Annotated in this window: 21 protein-coding genes; 6 read left to right on the forward strand and 15 right to left on the reverse strand. The window is 72.9% G+C overall.

All coding sequences use genetic code 11. The features are described 5' to 3' along the window. The 15 genes from GPJ59_RS08870 to proS all read right to left on the reverse strand — a co-directional run. Positions 1-620, reverse strand: a 620-nt coding sequence (locus tag GPJ59_RS08870) for a magnesium chelatase domain-containing protein (protein ID WP_308120201.1), incomplete at its 3' end; no start/stop codon positions are given. Continuing rightward, entirely contained in the window at positions 620-982 is a 363-nt protein-coding gene (locus GPJ59_RS08875; RefSeq protein WP_219665923.1) for a YraN family protein, read from the reverse strand. The genes GPJ59_RS08870 and GPJ59_RS08875, both read right to left, overlap by 1 nt. A gap of 120 nt (positions 983-1,102) precedes the next feature. Beyond that, positions 1,103-1,411, reverse strand: coding sequence for a DUF2469 domain-containing protein (locus GPJ59_RS08880; RefSeq protein ID WP_219665924.1), 309 nt, complete (start codon positions 1,409-1,411; stop codon positions 1,103-1,105). 55 nt (positions 1,412-1,466) lie between these two features. Then, positions 1,467-1,994 carry an NUDIX hydrolase gene (locus GPJ59_RS08885; protein WP_219665925.1) on the reverse strand — a complete coding sequence of 176 codons (528 nt, stop codon included), beginning with the start codon at positions 1,992-1,994 and terminating at the stop codon, positions 1,467-1,469. After that, the gene (gene lepB / locus GPJ59_RS08890; RefSeq protein ID WP_219665926.1) at positions 1,984-2,805 is read right to left on the reverse strand and encodes a signal peptidase I; all 822 of its coding nucleotides are present in this window, start codon (positions 2,803-2,805) and stop codon (positions 1,984-1,986) included. Before lepB (GPJ59_RS08890) ends, GPJ59_RS08885 begins: the two co-directional genes overlap by 11 nt. 42 nt (positions 2,806-2,847) lie before the next feature. Continuing rightward, positions 2,848-3,741 carry a signal peptidase I gene (gene lepB, locus GPJ59_RS08895; RefSeq protein ID WP_219665927.1) on the reverse strand — a complete coding sequence of 298 codons (894 nt, stop codon included), beginning with the start codon at positions 3,739-3,741 and terminating at the stop codon, positions 2,848-2,850. 115 nt (positions 3,742-3,856) lie between these two features. Next, positions 3,857-4,681 (reverse strand): signal peptidase I, encoded by an 825-nt coding sequence (gene lepB / locus GPJ59_RS08900; protein ID WP_374200816.1) that lies wholly within the window; start codon positions 4,679-4,681, stop codon positions 3,857-3,859. Beyond that, positions 4,668-5,408 carry a signal peptidase I gene (gene lepB, locus GPJ59_RS08905; RefSeq protein ID WP_219665928.1) on the reverse strand — a complete coding sequence of 247 codons (741 nt, stop codon included), beginning with the start codon at positions 5,406-5,408 and terminating at the stop codon, positions 4,668-4,670. Before lepB (GPJ59_RS08905) ends, lepB (GPJ59_RS08900) begins: the two co-directional genes overlap by 14 nt. A gap of 44 nt (positions 5,409-5,452) precedes the next feature. Continuing rightward, positions 5,453-5,803 carry a 50S ribosomal protein L19 gene (rplS, locus tag GPJ59_RS08910; RefSeq protein WP_150207118.1) on the reverse strand — a complete coding sequence of 117 codons (351 nt, stop codon included), beginning with the start codon at positions 5,801-5,803 and terminating at the stop codon, positions 5,453-5,455. 132 nt (positions 5,804-5,935) lie between these two features. Beyond that, on the reverse strand, positions 5,936-6,757 hold the full coding sequence (gene trmD / locus GPJ59_RS08915; protein ID WP_219665929.1) for a tRNA (guanosine(37)-N1)-methyltransferase TrmD: 822 nt from the start codon (positions 6,755-6,757) through the stop codon (positions 5,936-5,938). Beyond that, a complete protein-coding gene (gene rimM / locus GPJ59_RS08920) occupies positions 6,757-7,356 on the reverse strand; it encodes a ribosome maturation factor RimM (protein WP_219665930.1) in 600 nt (199 codons plus the stop codon). The genes trmD and rimM overlap by 1 nt, the downstream gene beginning before the upstream one ends. Positions 7,357-7,482: 126 nt before the next feature. Continuing rightward, the gene (locus tag GPJ59_RS08925) at positions 7,483-7,722 is read right to left on the reverse strand and encodes an RNA-binding protein (protein WP_005311361.1); all 240 of its coding nucleotides are present in this window, start codon (positions 7,720-7,722) and stop codon (positions 7,483-7,485) included. A gap of 2 nt (positions 7,723-7,724) precedes the next feature. Beyond that, a complete protein-coding gene (rpsP, locus tag GPJ59_RS08930) occupies positions 7,725-8,162 on the reverse strand; it encodes a 30S ribosomal protein S16 (protein ID WP_219665931.1) in 438 nt (145 codons plus the stop codon). Between the two features lie 158 nt (positions 8,163-8,320). Beyond that, positions 8,321-8,920 carry a hypothetical protein gene (locus GPJ59_RS08935; protein WP_219665932.1) on the reverse strand — a complete coding sequence of 200 codons (600 nt, stop codon included), beginning with the start codon at positions 8,918-8,920 and terminating at the stop codon, positions 8,321-8,323. Between the two features lie 205 nt (positions 8,921-9,125). Beyond that, positions 9,126-10,538 carry a proline--tRNA ligase gene (proS, locus tag GPJ59_RS08940; RefSeq protein WP_219665933.1) on the reverse strand — a complete coding sequence of 471 codons (1,413 nt, stop codon included), beginning with the start codon at positions 10,536-10,538 and terminating at the stop codon, positions 9,126-9,128. Positions 10,539-10,668: 130 nt separating this feature from the next. Between proS and GPJ59_RS08945 the strand changes: the two genes are divergently transcribed. The 6 genes from GPJ59_RS08945 (at position 10,669) to GPJ59_RS08970 (ending at position 15,977) form a co-directional block, all read left to right on the forward strand. Continuing rightward, on the forward strand, positions 10,669-11,346 hold the full coding sequence (locus GPJ59_RS08945) for a methyltransferase type 11 (protein ID WP_258024088.1): 678 nt from the start codon (positions 10,669-10,671) through the stop codon (positions 11,344-11,346). Between the two features lie 290 nt (positions 11,347-11,636). After that, positions 11,637-12,032: a transcriptional antiterminator gene (locus GPJ59_RS08950; protein ID WP_219665934.1), complete on the forward strand. Its 396-nt coding sequence runs from the start codon at positions 11,637-11,639 to the stop codon at positions 12,030-12,032. Positions 12,033-12,047: 15 nt separating this feature from the next. Continuing rightward, entirely contained in the window at positions 12,048-12,407 is a 360-nt protein-coding gene (locus tag GPJ59_RS08955) for a DUF2620 family protein (protein WP_219665935.1), read from the forward strand. 119 nt (positions 12,408-12,526) lie between these two features. Then, a complete protein-coding gene (locus GPJ59_RS08960; RefSeq protein WP_374200818.1) occupies positions 12,527-13,774 on the forward strand; it encodes a YhfT family protein in 1,248 nt (415 codons plus the stop codon). 14 nt (positions 13,775-13,788) lie between these two features. Beyond that, complete coding sequence (locus tag GPJ59_RS08965) at positions 13,789-14,772, forward strand: phosphotriesterase family protein (protein ID WP_374200817.1); 984 nt, start codon at positions 13,789-13,791, stop codon at positions 14,770-14,772. Beyond that, positions 14,769-15,977 carry an aminotransferase class V-fold PLP-dependent enzyme gene (locus tag GPJ59_RS08970; protein ID WP_258024089.1) on the forward strand — a complete coding sequence of 403 codons (1,209 nt, stop codon included), beginning with the start codon at positions 14,769-14,771 and terminating at the stop codon, positions 15,975-15,977. Before GPJ59_RS08965 ends, GPJ59_RS08970 begins: the two co-directional genes overlap by 4 nt. Positions 15,978-15,984 lie beyond the last annotated feature (7 nt).

Here is a 15,984-nt window from a genome sequence, read left to right on the forward strand (position 1 = left end):
GCCCGGCGGACCAGGCCCGTGCCCAGCCCGGCCCCCGGTACCACCAGGCCCGCCAGCATCGGGTCCGGCCCGCCCCGCGGCTGCGGCGGGTCCTCCTCGGGGACCTCCGCGCCGGTCAGCACCGCGAGGAGCTGGCGCAGGCTGCGGACGCCGAGCACCGCGACCTCCGGGACCAGGGCCGCCTCGGCCGCGCACGGCTCGGGGACCACCACCTGCCGGTACCCGGCCTCCGCCGCGGCGAGCACCGCCGGGAGGATGCCCCGCACCGGGCGGACCCGCCCGTCCAGCCCGAGCTCGCCGATGAGCACGAGGTCGGCGATGGCGGCCGGGTCGATCTGCTCGGCCGCGCTGAGGACGGCGGTGGCCACGGCCAGGTCGAAGCCGGAGCCCGACTTGGGCACCGCGGCCGGGCTCAGGCCCACCGTGAGCTTCTTCTGCGGCCACTGGACCCCGGAGTTCACCAGCGCCGCCCTGACCCGGTCCCGGCTCTCCACCAGCGTCTTGTCGGGCAGCCCGACCAGCGTGAAGGCCGCCAGGCCCGGCTCCAGACCGGCCTGGACCTCCACCACCACGCCCTCGACCCCGACCAGCGCCACCGAGCACGTCCGTGCGAACCCCATCAGGCCACCCCCCTGAGGTGCTCGACCACCGGCGCCCCGCGGCGCGGCAGCACCACGGCGACCAGGTCGATCCGAACGCCTCCGGGCGGCATCCCGCCGTGGCCGGCCAGCCAGCACTCGGCGAGCCGGCGCAGCCGCTCCACCTTGGCCGGGCCGACCGCGGCGGCCGGGTGCTCGAAAGGCCCGGCCCTGCGCGTCTTGACCTCGCAGACCACCAGTGCGTCGCCGTCGCGGGCGACGATGTCGAGCTCACCGCTCCGGCCGTGCCGCCAGTTCCTGGCGACGACCGTCATCCCGGCGCGGGCCAGCCGCCGCGCGGCCAGCTCCTCGCCGTACCTGCCCAGTGCCCCTCGTGCGTCCATCCGGCACCACCTCCGGCACCGAATGTCCCGCACGCACCCGACCGAAAAGGATCTTGGTGGACAACTGCGGCGTTGTGGACAACCGCGTCACCCTCCGGGGTGACGGGCGCCGCAGCCGCGTCAGCTGCCCGGAAGGTCCAGCTCGGTCTTGTTGAGCTCCTCGATGTTCACGTCCTTGAAGGTCAGGACCCGGACCTGCTTGACGAACCGGGCCGGCCGGTACATGTCCCAGACCCACGCGTCCGCCATCGTGACCTCGAAGAAGACCTCCCCCTGGACCGAGTGCACCTGCATCTCGTAGTCGTTCGTGAGGTAGAAACGGCGTTCGGTCTCGATCACGTACTTGAACAGCCCGACGACGTCGCGGTACTCCCGATAGAGCTTCAGCTCCATCTCGGTCTCGTACTTCTCGAGGTCCTCGGCGCTCATGGCATGTTCCCCTTCAGCCGTGCGTCCCCCTATTGTGCGCCAGGCCCGTGCGCCCCTAAACGATTTCCGGGGCCAGGACCACCGGCGTATCCGGAGGACCCTCGTCGAGCAGCCTGCGCAGCAGCTCGGCGAGTCTGGTCGGGTACACCGTCTCACGGGCCGCCAGGAGTTCCTCGGAGGTCCACCACCTGGCCCCGGAGACGCTGCGCCGCTCCAGCTCGGTCAGCCCCTCCATGGCGGTCGCGGTCCGGTCGGTCCGGGCCAGAAAGTACCACTCGTCCTGCTCCCAGCGGCGCCCGTCGAACGGGAAGGAGCAGTACCGGTGCCACAGGACGGGCCCCAGCTCGACCTCGGTGATCCCGGTCTCCTCCGCCAGCTCGCGCAGGGCGGCCTCCTCGCGGCTCTCGTCGCCCTCCAGGCCGCCGCCCGGGGTGAACCACCAGTCGGTGGCGGGATCGTCCGGCTCGAAGCCGTGCAGCAGCAGGATCCGGTCCGCCGGGTCCAGCAGGATCACCCGCGACACCTGCCGCGGCGTCCCGGCCGGCGCGGGCCCTGCGGGCCCGGCGGGGGTCTCAGCGTCCACCGGTCGCCTCCAGCGGCCCCGGCGCGTCCTTGCGCCGCGTCCGCCCCAGCACCCGGGCCAGCGGCCCGTACGCCGCCCCCGCCAGCACCAGCACCGCTCCGGCCACCACCGCGATCACCTGGAGCCGCAGCGGCCCAGGCGCGGAGACCCCGCCGTCCAGTGCCGCGTACGTCGCTCCGGGGCGCTCCAGCATCTGCATGGACGGCCAGGCGCGGGCGTCCACCCGGGCGCTGACCGCGGACCGGGCCACCGTTCCCTGCCCCGCCTCCTGGAGGTGGGCACGGGAGTCCAGCGAGGCGGCCCGGCGGTCGCCCAGCAGGAAGAGGTTGCCCTCCGGCACGACCACCTCGAACGGCGTGTCCGACGCCGCCCCGGAGCGGCCCGGGTCCAGGTAGGGCTCGTCGAGCTCCTTGCCGTTCACGGTCAGCCGGCCGCCCTGGCCGCAGCAGCGGACGGTGTCGCCGCCGATCCCGACGACCCGCTTGACCATGGGCGCGTTGCTCCACACGTCATCGGTGAAGACCACCACGTCGCCGCGGCGCACCTCGCTGCCGTCGATGCGCTGCGCGAGCACCCGGTCGCCGGGCATCACGGTCGGGACCATGGAGTCGGTCGGCACGGTGTAGGGCTGGTAGACCAGCGCGCCCCAGACGAAACCGCCGAGGAAGAGCGCAAAGCCGATGGCCACGGCGATGCCCGACAACACGTTGCCGAGGCCGCCGCGGCCATCCTTGCCGCGCACGGGTCGTATCGGTCCCCGAGGGGACCGCTCCGACCGCGCCGACCGCTCCGACTGCTCTGTTCCGCCCATGCCCAAGCCCCCGCACCGAGGAGTTCTCCGATGGGCGGCACCCTACCCGGCAGTACGCCCCCGGGTCAGCCTCCGCCGGCGCCACAGGACGAGCGGCACCGCGCCCGCCAGGCCCAGCGCGGCCGGTCCGACGCCGACCGCGGCGGCGGCCGGGGCCGGCTGCTTGTCGATGCCCGGCTGGTCGAAGGTGTCCGGGACCGGCAGGGTGGACCAGCGGGTGACCGGCCACGCGACCACGACGGCCCGGCCGACGACCTTGTCCACCGGCACGAAGCCCTGGGTGGAGTCCTGCATGTGGTAGCGGGAGTCCTGCGAGTTCTGCCGGTGGTCGCCCATCACCCAGATCTTGCCCTTGGGCACGACGAGCGGGCCGAACGGCTGGTCGTCGCACGCGGTGTTCCCCGGGAAGATGTACGGCTCGTTCAGCTCCTTGCCGTTGACCTTGACCGGGCCGCCCTTCTTGCACTCCACCGTGTCGCCGCCGATCGCGATGACCCGCTTGATCAGGTCCTTCTCGTCGGCGGACGGCATCAGGCCGATCTTGCTGAGGATCTGCTGGGCCAGGTTGGGCTCCGGGGTGGGCTCCCCCGCCAGCCAGTTCGCCGGGTCGTGGAAGACCACGACCTCGCCGCGCTCGGGCTCCGAGCCGAACCACGGGGTCAGCTTGTCGACCAGGACCCGGTCGCCGCGCTGCAGGGTGTCCTGCATGGAGTCGGACGGAATCGAGAACGCCTGGACCAGGAAGGTCTTGATCAGCAGAGCGAGCAGCAGTGCGATACCGATGAGGAGCGGCAGCTCCTTCCAGAACGAGCGGTGCGCAGGCGCCTCGTCGCCGTCGTGGTCCTCGACGTCCTCGGCGTCCTTGGCGTCGGGCTCGACGGCCTTCTCCGGCTGCTCCTCGGGCTCGTCGCGTCCGGATCGTGCGCCTACCGCCACATCCCCCACATCCACTCCTCATCTGAAGAATTCGCCGCCCGCGCCACGAACGGCGCGGGCCCTCCCCTCCCTTAACGACCGGGAGTTCCCAAGGGCGCGGGAGACCGAGGACACACTATGCGACCGGCAGGCCCTGCCGGCGCCCGCGCCGCGCGCGTTCCGGTACGGAACGGAAGGTCGCGGGCGTTTCGAGCCGGCGCCAGTGGTCGTACGGCCAGGCGATGACGACGGCCCGGCCGACCACGCCGCTCTCCGCGATCGTGCCCTGGAACTCCTCGTCCAAGTGGTAGCGGGAATCGGCCGAGTTGGACCGGTGGTCGCCCATCACGAAGATCCGGCCCTCGGGCACCCGCACCTCGAACGGAATGTCGGAGGGCGAGTTGCCGGCCTTCACGTACGGCTCATCGAGCGGCGTGCCGTTGACGGTGACCCGGCCGCCGGCGTCACAGCACACCACGGTGTCGCCGCCGACGCCGATGACGCGCTTGATCAGGTCCTGCTCGTCGGCGGACGGCAGCAGGCCGATGAAGGTCAGCACCTGCTTGACCTGTTTGACGCCCACCGGGTCGGGCTCGGGGCGGGACGCCTCCGCCGACAGCCAGCCGCCAGGGTCCTTGAAGACCACGACGTCGCCGCGCTCGACCCGGGAGCCGAACCACGGGGTCAGCTTGTCGACCAGCACCCGGTCGCCGATCCGGATGGTGTCCTCCATCGACCCGGAGGGGATGAAGAAGGCCTGCACCAGGAAGGTCTTGAGCACCAGCGCTATGCACAGGGCCGCCACGACCAGCAGCGGCAGCTCCCCGGCCCGGCGCGTGCGGCGGCGCCGCCGCAGCCGGCGCATCTGGAGCCGCCGGTGGGCCCGGCCGCCCTCCAGGCTCACGAAGGTGGGCTCCGGGTCGCGCTCCCGCTTGGGCCTGCCCCGGCTACCCACGCGCACCGCCGGCTGCGCCGCCGGGGCTGTCGGCCGCGCCCCAGCGGGAGACCGGCCAGCCGATCCAGTCGGCCCGTCCGATCACCTTCTCCACCGGCACCATGCCCCCGCCCGGCTCCCCCAGGTGGTCCCGGGAGTCGCGGGACTGGGAGCGGTGGTCACCCATGACCCACAGCGTGCCCAGCGGGACGACGATGCGGAAGGGCACCTTCGAGGGGGCGTCGCCCGGGTAGAGGTAGGGCTCGGCCTGCGGGACCCCGTTGACGGAGAGCCGGCCGGCCGCGTCGCAGCACACCACGTCGTCGCCGCCCACGCCCACGACCCGCTTGACGAAGTCCGTGTCCGAGGGCTCCGCGAGGCCCAGCGCGGAGGCCGCGCCACGCAGCACCGAGCCGAACGGGCCGCCGTCCTCCCGCTCGGGGATGAAGGACCCCGTGCCGTCGAAGACCACCAGGTCACCGCGGCGCGGCTGACTGCCGAATCGGTACGCCAGCTTGTTGACCAGCACCCGGTCCCCGACCTCGAACGTCGGCTCCATCGAGCGGCTCGGGATCAGGAACGGCTGCACGACGAAGTTGCTCAGCAGCAGCAGGAAGACCGTGCAGACCAGGCCCAGCAGGCCGGCCCGCCGCCAGCTGAGCCGGCCCGGCCCGGAGAACGCGAAACGCGGCCGCCCCTCCCCCTCGTCGGGGGAAGAGTGGCCGCGCTGCGTGTGAGGTGCTTCGGTGTCCATCGGGGGCGAGCCTATCCGGCCACCCCGGAACACCGGAGAGGGCCTCAGTTGTCGCGCTTCTCCTTGATCTTCGCGGCCTTGCCGCGGAGCTCACGGAGGTAGTACAGCTTGGCGCGGCGGACGTCACCGCGGGTGACCAGCTCGATCTTCTCGAAGATCGGGGAGTTCACCGGGAAGGTGCGCTCGACGCCGACGGAGAAGGAGACCTTGCGGACGGTGAAGGTCTCGGAGACGCCGGAGCCCTGGCGGCGGATGACGACACCCTTGAACTGCTGGATACGAGAGCGGTTGCCCTCGATGACGCGGACGTGCACGTTGACCGTGTCACCCGGGCGGAAGGCCGGGACGTCCGAGCGCAGGGAGGCGGCGTTCACACCGTCGAGGAGAGAAGACATGTTCTTCGTCTGCTTTCTTCGCACGACGCCACAGGTCGCCGTACGGGTTTTCGTAGAGAGTTCCGGAGCTGCTCCACCCGGCGGGCGACGGTCCCCCTGTGGCAGGGGCGCACGCGGGCGTACAGCAGCCGCCTATTCTTCCACGGCCTCGGGCCTGCGCCAAAATCGGCCGTCCGGGGACGGCGACCAGCCCAGGATGCTCAGGGTCTCGCGGTCCTTCTTGTCGAAGGTCGCGGGGTCGGTGCGCTCGATCAGGTCCGGCCGGTTGCGGGCGGTCCGGGCGAAGGCCTCGTCCCGGCGCCAGCGGGCGATCTTCCCGTGGTGGCCGCTGAGCAGCACGTCGGGGATGCCGCGGCCGCGCCAGACCGGGGGCTTGGTGTAGACGGGGCCCTCCAGCAGGTTGGCCATCTCGCCGGGCGCGAAGGAGTCGTCCCGGTGGGATTCGGCGTTGCCCAGGACGCCGGGCAGCAGCCGGGCCACCGCCTCGGTGATCACCAGGACCGCCGCCTCGCCTCCGGCCAGCACGTAGTCGCCGATGGAGACCTCGTAGACCGGCATCCGGGTGGCGTACTCGTCCATGACCCGGCGGTCGATGCCCTCGTAGCGGGCCGGGGTGAAGATCAGCCAGGGCTTCTCGGACAGCTCGACGGCGAGTTCCTGCGTGAAGGGACGGCCGCTGGGGGTGGGCACCACCATGACCGGGCCGTGCGCCCCGGCCTCGTAGCCGGCGGCCAGGGCGTCGTCCAGGCAGTCGCCCCAGGGCTCGGTCTTCATGACCATGCCGGGGCCGCCACCGTACGGGGTGTCGTCCACCGTGTTGTGCCGGTCGTACGTCCAGTCCCGCAGGTCGTGGACGTGTACGTCGAGCCGGCCGCGCGCCGCGGCCTTGCCCACCAGGGACACGTTCAGCGGCGCCAGGTACTCGGGGAAGATCGTGATGACGTCGAGCCGCATCAGTCCTCGCCCTCCGTCGTATCGCGGGCGGAGGACGCCTCGGCCTCGGGGGCGGAGGCCTCGGCGTCGCGGGCGGAGGCGATCTCGGCGCGGTCGTCGATCAGGCCGGGCGGCGGGTCGATGACGGCCCGCTGGTTCTCCAGGTCGATCTCGGTGACGATCTCCTCCACGAAGGGGATCATCACCTCGCTGCCGTCCGCCCGCTCCACGATGAACAGGTCCTGCGAGGGCAGGTGGGAGATCTCGGTGATCCGGCCGACCTCCGTACCGTCGGCGAGCACCACGTCCAGGTCGAGCAGCTGGTGGTCGTAGTACTCGTCGTCCTCTTCCGGCAGCTCGGATGGGTCGACCTCGGCGATCAGCAGGGTGTTGCGCAGGGCCTCGGCGGCGTTGCGGTCCTTGACGCCCGCGAAGCGCAGCAGCAGCCGGCCGCTGTGCACCCGGCCGGCCTCGATGGTCAGCGGACCGGCCGAGGCGGGTTCGGTCATGAGGACGGCGCCGGGGGCGAGCCGCAGCTCCGGCTCGTCGGTGCGCACCTCGACGCTGACCTCACCCTTGATGCCGTGGGCGCGGCCGATCCGCGCGACTACCAGCTCCACGCTGCTCTCTCCCGTTGCTCTTGATCGTCTTGCTCTTGATCGTCGTCGAGAACGACGTCGGAAAACGACACAGGGCCGGGGCGGGCAGCCGATGCCCTCCCCGGCCCGTGCCGGTGATTCAACTTGTCAGCGGACCTGGTCCACGTCGACGAGGTCGACGCGGATCCCCCGACCGCCGATGGCGCCGACGACGGTGCGCAGCGCACGAGCGGTACGGCCGTTGCGGCCGATCACCTTGCCGAGGTCGTCGGGGTGCACCCGGACCTCCAGCACGCGCCCGCGGCGCAGGTTGCGCGAGGCGACCTGCACGTCGTCGGGGTTGTCCACAATGCCCTTTACGAGGTGCTCAAGAGCCTCCTCGAGCATGCTCAGGCCTCGGTCGACTCGGCGGCGGCCTCAGCCTCGTCCGCCTTCTTCTCGGCCTTCTTCTTCTGGGTGATGGCCTCGCCCTTGGCGTCGGCACCCTCCAGGGCCTTGGCGAACTCGTCGAAGGAACGACGCTTGTCTTCCTTCGTCGCCGGGGCCAGGAGCGGCTTCTCCGGGGCGGGCAGGCCCTTGTGCTTCTGCCAGTCACCGGTGAGCTTCAGGATGGCCAGAACCGGCTCGGTCGGCTGGGCGCCGACGGACAGCCAGTACTGCGCGCGCTCCGAGTCGACCTCGATGCGCGACGGGTTGTACGTGGGGTGGTACAGACCGATCTCCTCGATCGCACGACCGTCCCGGCGGGTGCGGGAGTCGGCGACGACGATGCGGTAGTGCGGCTGGCGAATCTTGCCGAGGCGCTTGAGCTTGATCTTGACTGCCACTGGAGTGGTGTCTCCTGGTCTTGACGTGGTTGGGCACAACGAGATGCCACGTGGGGTTGCGGTACTCGGGTGCCCGATGGACGCGTCAGCCGGAGGAGAGAGGGGTCCTGTTCGACTGTCGAGTACAGCTAGCCATTGTGCCACATGCCCGCGGCGCCTCAGGACGCGGCTGCGGCCACCGCGACCTCGGGAATCCGGAAGGGCTTGCCGCAGCCGCCGCACACGATCGGGGCCTGGGCCAGCACCGATGGCACCACCCGTACGTTGCGCCCGCAGTCGCAGACCGCCTTGACCCGCACACCGCCGCCCGAGGAGCCGTGCCGGGCGGCCGGACCGCGGAAGCTGCGCTTGGTGTCGGCGGCCGTGGCGACCGTGTGCGCCTTGAGGGCGCGCTGGAGCCGCTCCATCGTGGGCCGGTAGCGCTTCTTCGCCTCGGGGTTCAGCGAGACCAGGGAGAAGCCGCTGCTGGGGTGCGGCTCGTCCGAGTGGTCCAGCCCCATCTCCTCGGCGATCGCCAGGAACCGGCGGTTGTGGTAGCGGCCGGCGCGCGAGGTGTCGCGTACGCCGCGGGCCGCGGCGATTCCGTGGACTGCCTCGTGCAGCAGTCGCTCGAAGGAGAGCGTCGCCCCGCAGGCGGACGAGGACTCTCCGATCAGGGACTCGGGCGCGGCAAGGTCAGGCAGCTCGGGGTGGTACCGCTGAATGTCGGCCCACGCCTGCGCCAGCTCTGCGGCGAGAACAGGTGGTGTCGTGCTCACGTCGTGACAACGAGCAGGGACCCCCGGGTGTTCCGATTCCGGGGCCATTCCAAATTTTTTGCACGTACCAGTCAGTTCAGCCTCATGCGCCCCGACGAGGGCGGGTGCGCAGAACTCAGGAGGAGTCGGTACGTACAGGAATCCCCCGGACGTGGTCACCCAACGTCCGGGGGATTCCCAGGCTTCACATCAGCCAGGCGTCACATCAGTACGAGCGCGCCACGATGGCCAGCGTGCCCGGGGCGTCGTCCGCGTCCGGCACGGAGCCGTCCTCGGTGATCAGGCAGCGCACGGAGACGGCCTGCTCGGCGAGCTCGGCCTCGCCCTCGGGGCCCAGCACGTCCCACGGGATGCGTGCCCAGCCGCCGGCGACCGCGGCCTCGGCGGCGTCGGCGATCGTGGTCACGTCGGTGGTACGGGCCTCGCGGCGCTCGCGGGACTCGCGCAGCAGCTGGGCCTGGTCCTCGTCGAGGACCTTGGGCAGCAGGTCGGCGAGCGCGTCGATCTGCACCGGCGTCTTGCCGCCCGGGATCCGGCGGGCCAGCATCGCGGTGCCGGCCTCCAGGTCGCGGGGGCCGATCTCGATGCGGACCGGAACGCCCTTGAGCTCCCAGTCCACGGCGCGGCGGCCGAAGGGGGTGTCCACCCGGTCGTCCACGTGGACGCGCAGGCCCGCGGCCTTCAGCTGGGCGCCCAGCTCGCGGACCTTGGCCACGGCCTCGTCGCCCTTGATCGCCATGACCACGACCTGGACGTGCGCCAGGCGCGGCGGGACGCGCAGGCCGTTGTCGTCGCCGTGGGACATGATCAGACCGCCGACCATGCGGGTGGAGACACCCCAGGAGGTCTGCCAGACCAGCTCCTGCTGGCCCTCCTTGGACAGGTAGGAGGTGTTGAAGGCCTTGGCGAAGTTGGTGCCGAGCTCGTGGCTCGTGCCCATCTGCAGGGCCTTGCCGTCGCCCATCATGCCCTCGAGGGTGAGGGTGTTGATGGCGCCGGCGAAGCGCTCCTTGGCGGTCTTGCGGCCGAGCACGACGTCGATGCCGAGCACGTTGGTCATGAAGTCGCCGTACACGTTCCGGTGGATGTGCGCGGCGTAGTCGCGGGCGTCCTCGTAGGTCGCGTGGGCGGTGTGGCCCTCCTGCCAGAGGAACTCACTCGTACGGAGGAACACGCGGGGGCGCATCTCCCAGCGGACGACGTTCGCCCACTGGTTGATCAGCAGGGGCAGGTCACGGTAGCTCTGCACCCACTTCGAGAAGTAGTCGTTGATGATCGTCTCGGAGGTGGGCCGGACGACGACGGGCTCTTCGAGCTCCTTGCCACCGCCGTGCGTGACGACGGCGAGCTCGGGGGCGAAGCCCTCGACGTGCTCGGCCTCACGGGTCAGGTACGACTGCGGGATGAAGAGCGGGAAGTACGCGTTCTGGGCGCCGGCGTCCTTGATCCGGGCGTCCATCTCCTGCTGCATCCGCTCCCACAGGCCGTAGCCGTACGGTCGGATGACCATCGTGCCGCGCACCGGGCCGTTGTCGGCCAGCTCGGCCTTGTTGATCAGATCCTGGTACCAGCGGGGGAAGTCCTCCGCCTGGGGGGTGAGAACGGGAGCCTTTGCCATGGCGCGAATGGTACGGCGCCCGGTCCGCCGAGTGTGAATCGGGGCCTTCCGGCCTCTGGACGCCGGGGCGAACGGGGAGTTCTCTGGCAACGGGGGCATGGGGGCGAGACGAATCAGGAGCGCTCTTTCGATGACACCGACGCCGACGGCGACGCTCGTCGCCCGGGACTGGGCGGAGATCCAGGAACGGATGCTGGTCCCGCTGTACGAAGCGGTCCACGACCGGCTGGAGATCGGGCCGGGGGACCGGCTGATCGGCCTGGACTGCGGGGCCGGGCTGGCCCTGCTGCTGGCAGCGGGCCGGGGCGCCCGGGTGACCGGGGTGGAGCCGCGGCCGGAGCTGCGGGCCCTGGCCCGGGAGCGGGTGCTGGAGGTGCTGGAGGCGGTACCGGGGCCGGGGACCCCGCCGTACGACGTGCTGACCGCCTTCGCCCCGGAGCCGGCGGAGCTGGCCGCGGCCCTCGCGGTGGTCCGGCGGGGCGGAGCGGTGGTGCTCGCCGACTGGGGGCCGCCGGAGCGGTGCACCGTGCCGGCGGTGCTGGGCGGCGGCCCGGCGCCGCACGACCTGGACGGGCTGGTCGAGCGGGCGGGGCTGAGACCCGACGGGTCGGGCCGGGTGTTCTGCCCGTTCGGGTACGCCGACATGGAGAGCGCGGCGCGCGGGCTGCTGTCCGCGGGGCTCTACGACGTGTCCGACCCGGTGCAGGCGGAGAAGGAGCTGATCGAGGCGCTGCACCCGTACGAGCGGGCCGACGGCTCGGTCTGGCTGCCGAACATCTTCCGGTACGTGATCGCCCGGACGCAGTAACCCGCGCCGAGAACTCCGTACGGATCACTTCACCGGGCCGTGCTCCGGGCGGCGTCCGGCTGCGGGGCGGTCGGGCGGGCCACCGGCATGGCCACCCGGATCATCCGGTGCGGCCTGGCATGCGAAGACCCGGCCTGCGAACGGGAACTCGGCACCGCCATGGTCCGCGCCGGCCTCCTGCCGCCCGGCGACCCGTCGTACGACCGCTTGCGCCGCGCTGCCGACACAACGACGCAAAGCGGAGGTACAAATCCGGCAAATCCCCCCGCGCAGCCGCTACCGTCCTGTCCGTGCGCGGCTTCGACGATCAGCTCGCCCTCCGCATCCGGCTCTTCCGCGACAGCGGGCAGGTGCGCCCGGACGTCGCCGACTTCGTCACCGCCGAGCTGACCGCGCTGGCCGCCGAGGGCCGCACGGTCACCGAGGAGACGGCCGGGATGTTCGCCAGCCACCTGCTGATGGCCCTCACCCGGGCGCTGGACGGCGTACCCGCCGAACGGGCCGACGAACGGTCCCCGGCCACCGGGCCGCACGCCGGCGAGCTGCGCGAGCACCCCGACGCGGTGGACCGGGCGCACGCCATCGCCGCCCGGGCCGCCGAGGTGCTCGGCACCCCGCCGCTGCCGCCCGACGAGATCGACTTCCTGGGCCTGCACCTCGCCGTGCTCGCCCGCACCGGCCACTGAAAGGCAGCACGAGCCATGGCGAAGATCCTCACGGGCGGCATCGGCAGGGACGAGGTCGCCCGCACCGTCAGCGGCCTGGGCATCGCCGGACTGCACATCGCCGTGGCGAACGACATGGACGCGGCCGGGCAGCTGCGCGCCGGGCAGGCCGACTACTTCCTCGGCACCTGCCACACCGGCGCCGGCGCCTCCCTCGGGGTCCTCGTCGGGCTGCTGGGCCGGTCCGCCTGCCACACGTTCGGCCGCGGCGAGCCCACCGAGGCCGAGATCGCGGAGCTGCTGGCGGGCGGGACGACCGTCTTCGGCTTCTGCCTGGACCGGATCGACACCGTCGCGCCGCGCCTGGCCCGCGCCATCGCCGCCGCCCGCCCGTGAGCTGGGCCCCCGGCACGGCCGCCGCGGGCCCGGCCCGCTCCTCCGTGACGGCCGCCGGCCTGGCCCTCTCCCCCGCCCAGGCGCTCACCGTGGTCGTCCTGTGCGCGCTCACCGCCCTGATGGCCCATCTGGCGCTCGCCGTGTTCAACGACGGCGTCCGCCCCTTCCTCCTCGACTTCGTCCAGGGCCGCACCACCCGGGCCGCGACCACCGCCGTCGCCTTCGGCCTCTCGGCCGGCTTCGTCTTCGGGCTCGGCGCCCCCATGGCGCTCAGCAGCGGGGTCCTCAACCCCTGGCTGCTGTTCCTGCCCACCGACGTCCTGGGCATCCTCGCGCCCCGCACCTGGCTGGCCGCCCTGCTCGGCGCGGGCTGGGGCGCGGTCGTCGTCTTCGGGCTGAACGGCGCCAACGCGTTCGCGCACGGTCTGCCGGTCGACTTCCTGACGGCCATGCAGCAGCTGTCCACGCCGATCCTGTTCCTCTTCACCCTCTTCCCGGTGCTCGCCGTGACCCGGCAGTTCGGACGGCTGCGCGGCGCGGTCACCGGCCTCGTCGAACTCGCGCTGGTGGTGCTGACGATGCGGCTGTGGCCGCACATGTTCGCCGGCGCGGCCGCCATGGCCGCCGGCGTCCTGCTGCTGATCGGCTTCGCCGTCGCCGCCGACCTGCGGCGCGGGCGCACCGCCGGGGAGGAGCCGGACCGGTCCGCGACGCAGGAGGCGACGGCCTCGCTGTTCGACGCCGGGGCCGCCCGGCTGCGCCGCCGGCTGCCGCTGTTCATGCTGCTCGGCGCCGGGGTGTGCGCCCTCGCCCAGATGAAGGTGTTCGGCGGGGGCGAGGCCACCAGCTTCCTGATCGCCAAGGGCCAGTACGCCGAGGCCGCCCAGGTGGACTTCTACCGGATGTTCGGGTTCCTGCCGCTGATCGCGACCACGGCGCTCGCCTCCGGCGCGTACGGCATCGCCGGCCTCACCCTCGTCTACCCGGTCGGCTACCTGGCGCCGAACCCGTACCTCGCGGCCGCCGCCGGCGCCCTGGTGTTCGCCGCCGAGGTGCTGGCCCTGTCCTCCCTCGGCCGGGTCCTGGGCAGGCTGCCGAGCCTGCGGGACTCCTCCGAGCACCTGCGCGGGGCCATCGGGGAGGCGCTCGGGCTGGCCGTCCTGTTCGGCTCCCTGATGGCCGCGAACGCCATGGGCGGCGGCCTCGGCCTCCTCGTCTGCGGCGGGCTCTACCTGCTCAACGAGGCCATGGGCCGGCCCGTCGTACGTACCGCGGCCGCGCCCGCGGCGGTCCTGGCCGGCGGTGTCGTCCTCAACGTCCTGTACTGGCTGGACCTGTTCACCCCCGTCACGGCGGCCGCGCCGTGAGCACGGACCGCACCGTGAGCACGGACCGCACCGTGAGCACGGACCGCACCGTGAGCACGGTCCACACCGTCTTCGGCCCGCTGGCCCCCTGGCTGGTCCGCCGCGGCCCCGCCCTGCCCCACGAACACCTCGTCCTCGACCTCGGCCGCCCGCAGGACCGCCACGCGGTCCTCGACGCCGGCCCCGACACCACCGCGGTCACCCGCGAACTGGCCTCCCTCCGCGAGGAGTTCGGGCTCAGCCTGGTCGTCGAGCTCACCTGCCGCGGAATGGGCCGCGACCCCGCTGCCCTGGCCCGGATCTCCCGGGCCAGCGGGGTCCCGGTGGTGGCCGCCACCGGCTGGTACCACGAGGCCTTCCACCCGCCCGAGGTCGCCTCCGGCGACGTAGAGGAGCTCACCGGCATCCTCGTCCGCGAGATCGAGGACGGCATCGGCCCCACCGGTATCCGCCCCGGCGTCGTCGGAGAGGCCGGCACGAGCGGGGAGCGGCCCACCGAGCCCGAGCGGCGCGCCCTGCTGGCCGCCGCCGCGGCCGCCCGCGCCACCGGCCTGTCGGTGGTCACCCACGCCCGCCTCGGCCGGGGCGGCCAGGCCCAGCTGGACCTGCTGACCGGCGCCGGTCTGCCCCCGCACCGCGTCTGCCTGGGCCACCAGGACCTGCTCGACGACACCGCAGCCCACCGCCGCCTGGCCGCCGCCGGCGCGTACGTCGCCTTCGACACCGTCGGCAAGGAGCACTACCGCCCCGACGCCGACCGGCTGCGCCTGCTCCTGGCCCTCCTCGACGCCGGGCACGCCGACCGGATCCTGCTCAGCTGCGACGTCTCTCGGCGCGCATACCTCCAGGCCGCGGGCGGCCACGGCTACGGGCACCTGCTGCGCGACTTCCTCCCCCGGGCCCGCGCGGCGGGCGTCGACGAGGACCTCGTGGACCTCATGACCCGGCGCAACGTGCTGCGCTTCCTGACCGGATCCGAATGCGACGAGGAGCGATGACGCCGATGACGCCCCGGGCCACCCCACGCGCGACGACCCACGAGACGGCTCACGCGACGACTCACGGGACGACCCGTGCGGCGGCACGCACCGCGACACGGGCGGTCGCACCCCGGCTGCCCCAGACCTTCCCCCTGGCCACGGTCGGGCTCGACGACGCCGTCGCCCGCCAGTTCCGGCTCCTGGAGTGCACCGCCGCCCACTTCGAGGGCCCCCAGCTGTTCTCCGCCGACAGCGGCTGCGTCCCCGGACTCGGCAGGCCCGCGACCACCGCCCGGGTCGAGGCCGTCCTCGCCGACTTCCTGGGCGCCGAGGACGCCGCGCTCGTCCAGGGCGCCGGGACCGGCGCCATCCGCGCCGCACTCGCCGCCGCCGTGGCCCCCGGGGAGCCCCTGCTGATCCACCGCGCCCCCGTCTACCGCACCACCGCCGTCACCCTGCGCGCCCTCGGCCCGCGCTGCGTCCGGACCGACCTCAACGACCCCCGCGCGCTGGCCGCGGCCCTGGCCACCGGGGCGTTCCGGTACGCGTACGTCCAGCACACCCGCCAGCGGCTCGCCGACCGCTACGACCTGCGCGAGGTGCTCGCCGCCTGCGCGGCCGCCGGGGTCCGCACGATCGTGGACGACAACTACGCCGTGCTGCGCACCCCCGCCTGCGGGGTCGAACTCGGCGCCGACGCCAGCTGCTTCTCGCTGTTCAAGCTCCACGGCCCGGAGGGCGTCGGGGTCGTCGCCGGTACCCGCGACCTGGTCGCACGGGTCCGCGCCGACAACTACTCAGGCGGCGGCCAGGTCCAGGGCCACCAGGCCCTCGACGCGCTGCGCGCCCTGACCCACGTCCCCGTCATGTGGGCCCTTCAGTCCCGGGTGGGCGCCGAGGTCGCCGACCGGCTGGCCGCCGGCGAGGTCCCCGGCGTGGCCGAGGTGCGCCTGGCCAACGCCCAGGACCGCTGCGTCCTGGTCCGGCTGGACCGGCCGGTGGCCCGGTCCCTGCCCGCCGTCGCCGCCCGCCACGGCGCCGCCTCCTACCCCGTCGGCTCGGCCTCCCGCTACGAGATCGCCCCGCTCTTCCACCGGCTGTCCGACTCCGCCCTCGCCGACTCCCCCGGCCTCGCCGACCGGACCGTGCGGATCAACCCCATGCGGGCCGGCGCCGACCTCGTGCTGGACATCCTCCGCCGCTCCCTGGCCGAGCTGGCCTGACCGGCCG

Origin of the sequence: Streptomyces bambusae (genome assembly GCF_019400985.1) — a bacterium.
Classification (GTDB): domain Bacteria; phylum Actinomycetota; class Actinomycetes; order Streptomycetales; family Streptomycetaceae; genus Streptomyces; species Streptomyces bambusae_A.

Bases quoted from the DNA above. Each gene is read 5' to 3' on its own strand.
- GPJ59_RS08875 (WP_219665923.1), bottom strand. From the start codon at position 982: ATGGACGCACGAGGGGCACTGGGCAGGTACGGCGAGGAGCTGGCCGCG.
- GPJ59_RS08880 (WP_219665924.1), bottom strand. From the start codon at position 1,411: ATGAGCGCCGAGGACCTCGAGAAGTACGAGACCGAGATGGAGCTGAAG.
- lepB (WP_219665926.1), bottom strand. From the start codon at position 2,805: ATGGGCGGAACAGAGCAGTCGGAGCGGTCGGCGCGGTCGGAGCGGTCC.
- lepB (WP_219665928.1), bottom strand. From the start codon at position 5,408: ATGGACACCGAAGCACCTCACACGCAGCGCGGCCACTCTTCCCCCGAC.
- rplS (WP_150207118.1), bottom strand. From the start codon at position 5,803: ATGTCTTCTCTCCTCGACGGTGTGAACGCCGCCTCCCTGCGCTCGGAC.
- trmD (WP_219665929.1), bottom strand. From the start codon at position 6,757: ATGCGGCTCGACGTCATCACGATCTTCCCCGAGTACCTGGCGCCGCTG.
- GPJ59_RS08925 (WP_005311361.1), bottom strand. From the start codon at position 7,722: ATGCTCGAGGAGGCTCTTGAGCACCTCGTAAAGGGCATTGTGGACAAC.
- proS (WP_219665933.1), bottom strand. From the start codon at position 10,538: ATGGCAAAGGCTCCCGTTCTCACCCCCCAGGCGGAGGACTTCCCCCGC.
- GPJ59_RS08945 (WP_258024088.1), top strand. From the start codon at position 10,669: ATGACACCGACGCCGACGGCGACGCTCGTCGCCCGGGACTGGGCGGAG.
- GPJ59_RS08955 (WP_219665935.1), top strand. From the start codon at position 12,048: ATGGCGAAGATCCTCACGGGCGGCATCGGCAGGGACGAGGTCGCCCGC.
- GPJ59_RS08960 (WP_374200818.1), top strand. From the start codon at position 12,527: ATGGCCCATCTGGCGCTCGCCGTGTTCAACGACGGCGTCCGCCCCTTC.
- GPJ59_RS08970 (WP_258024089.1), top strand. From the start codon at position 14,769: ATGACGCCGATGACGCCCCGGGCCACCCCACGCGCGACGACCCACGAG.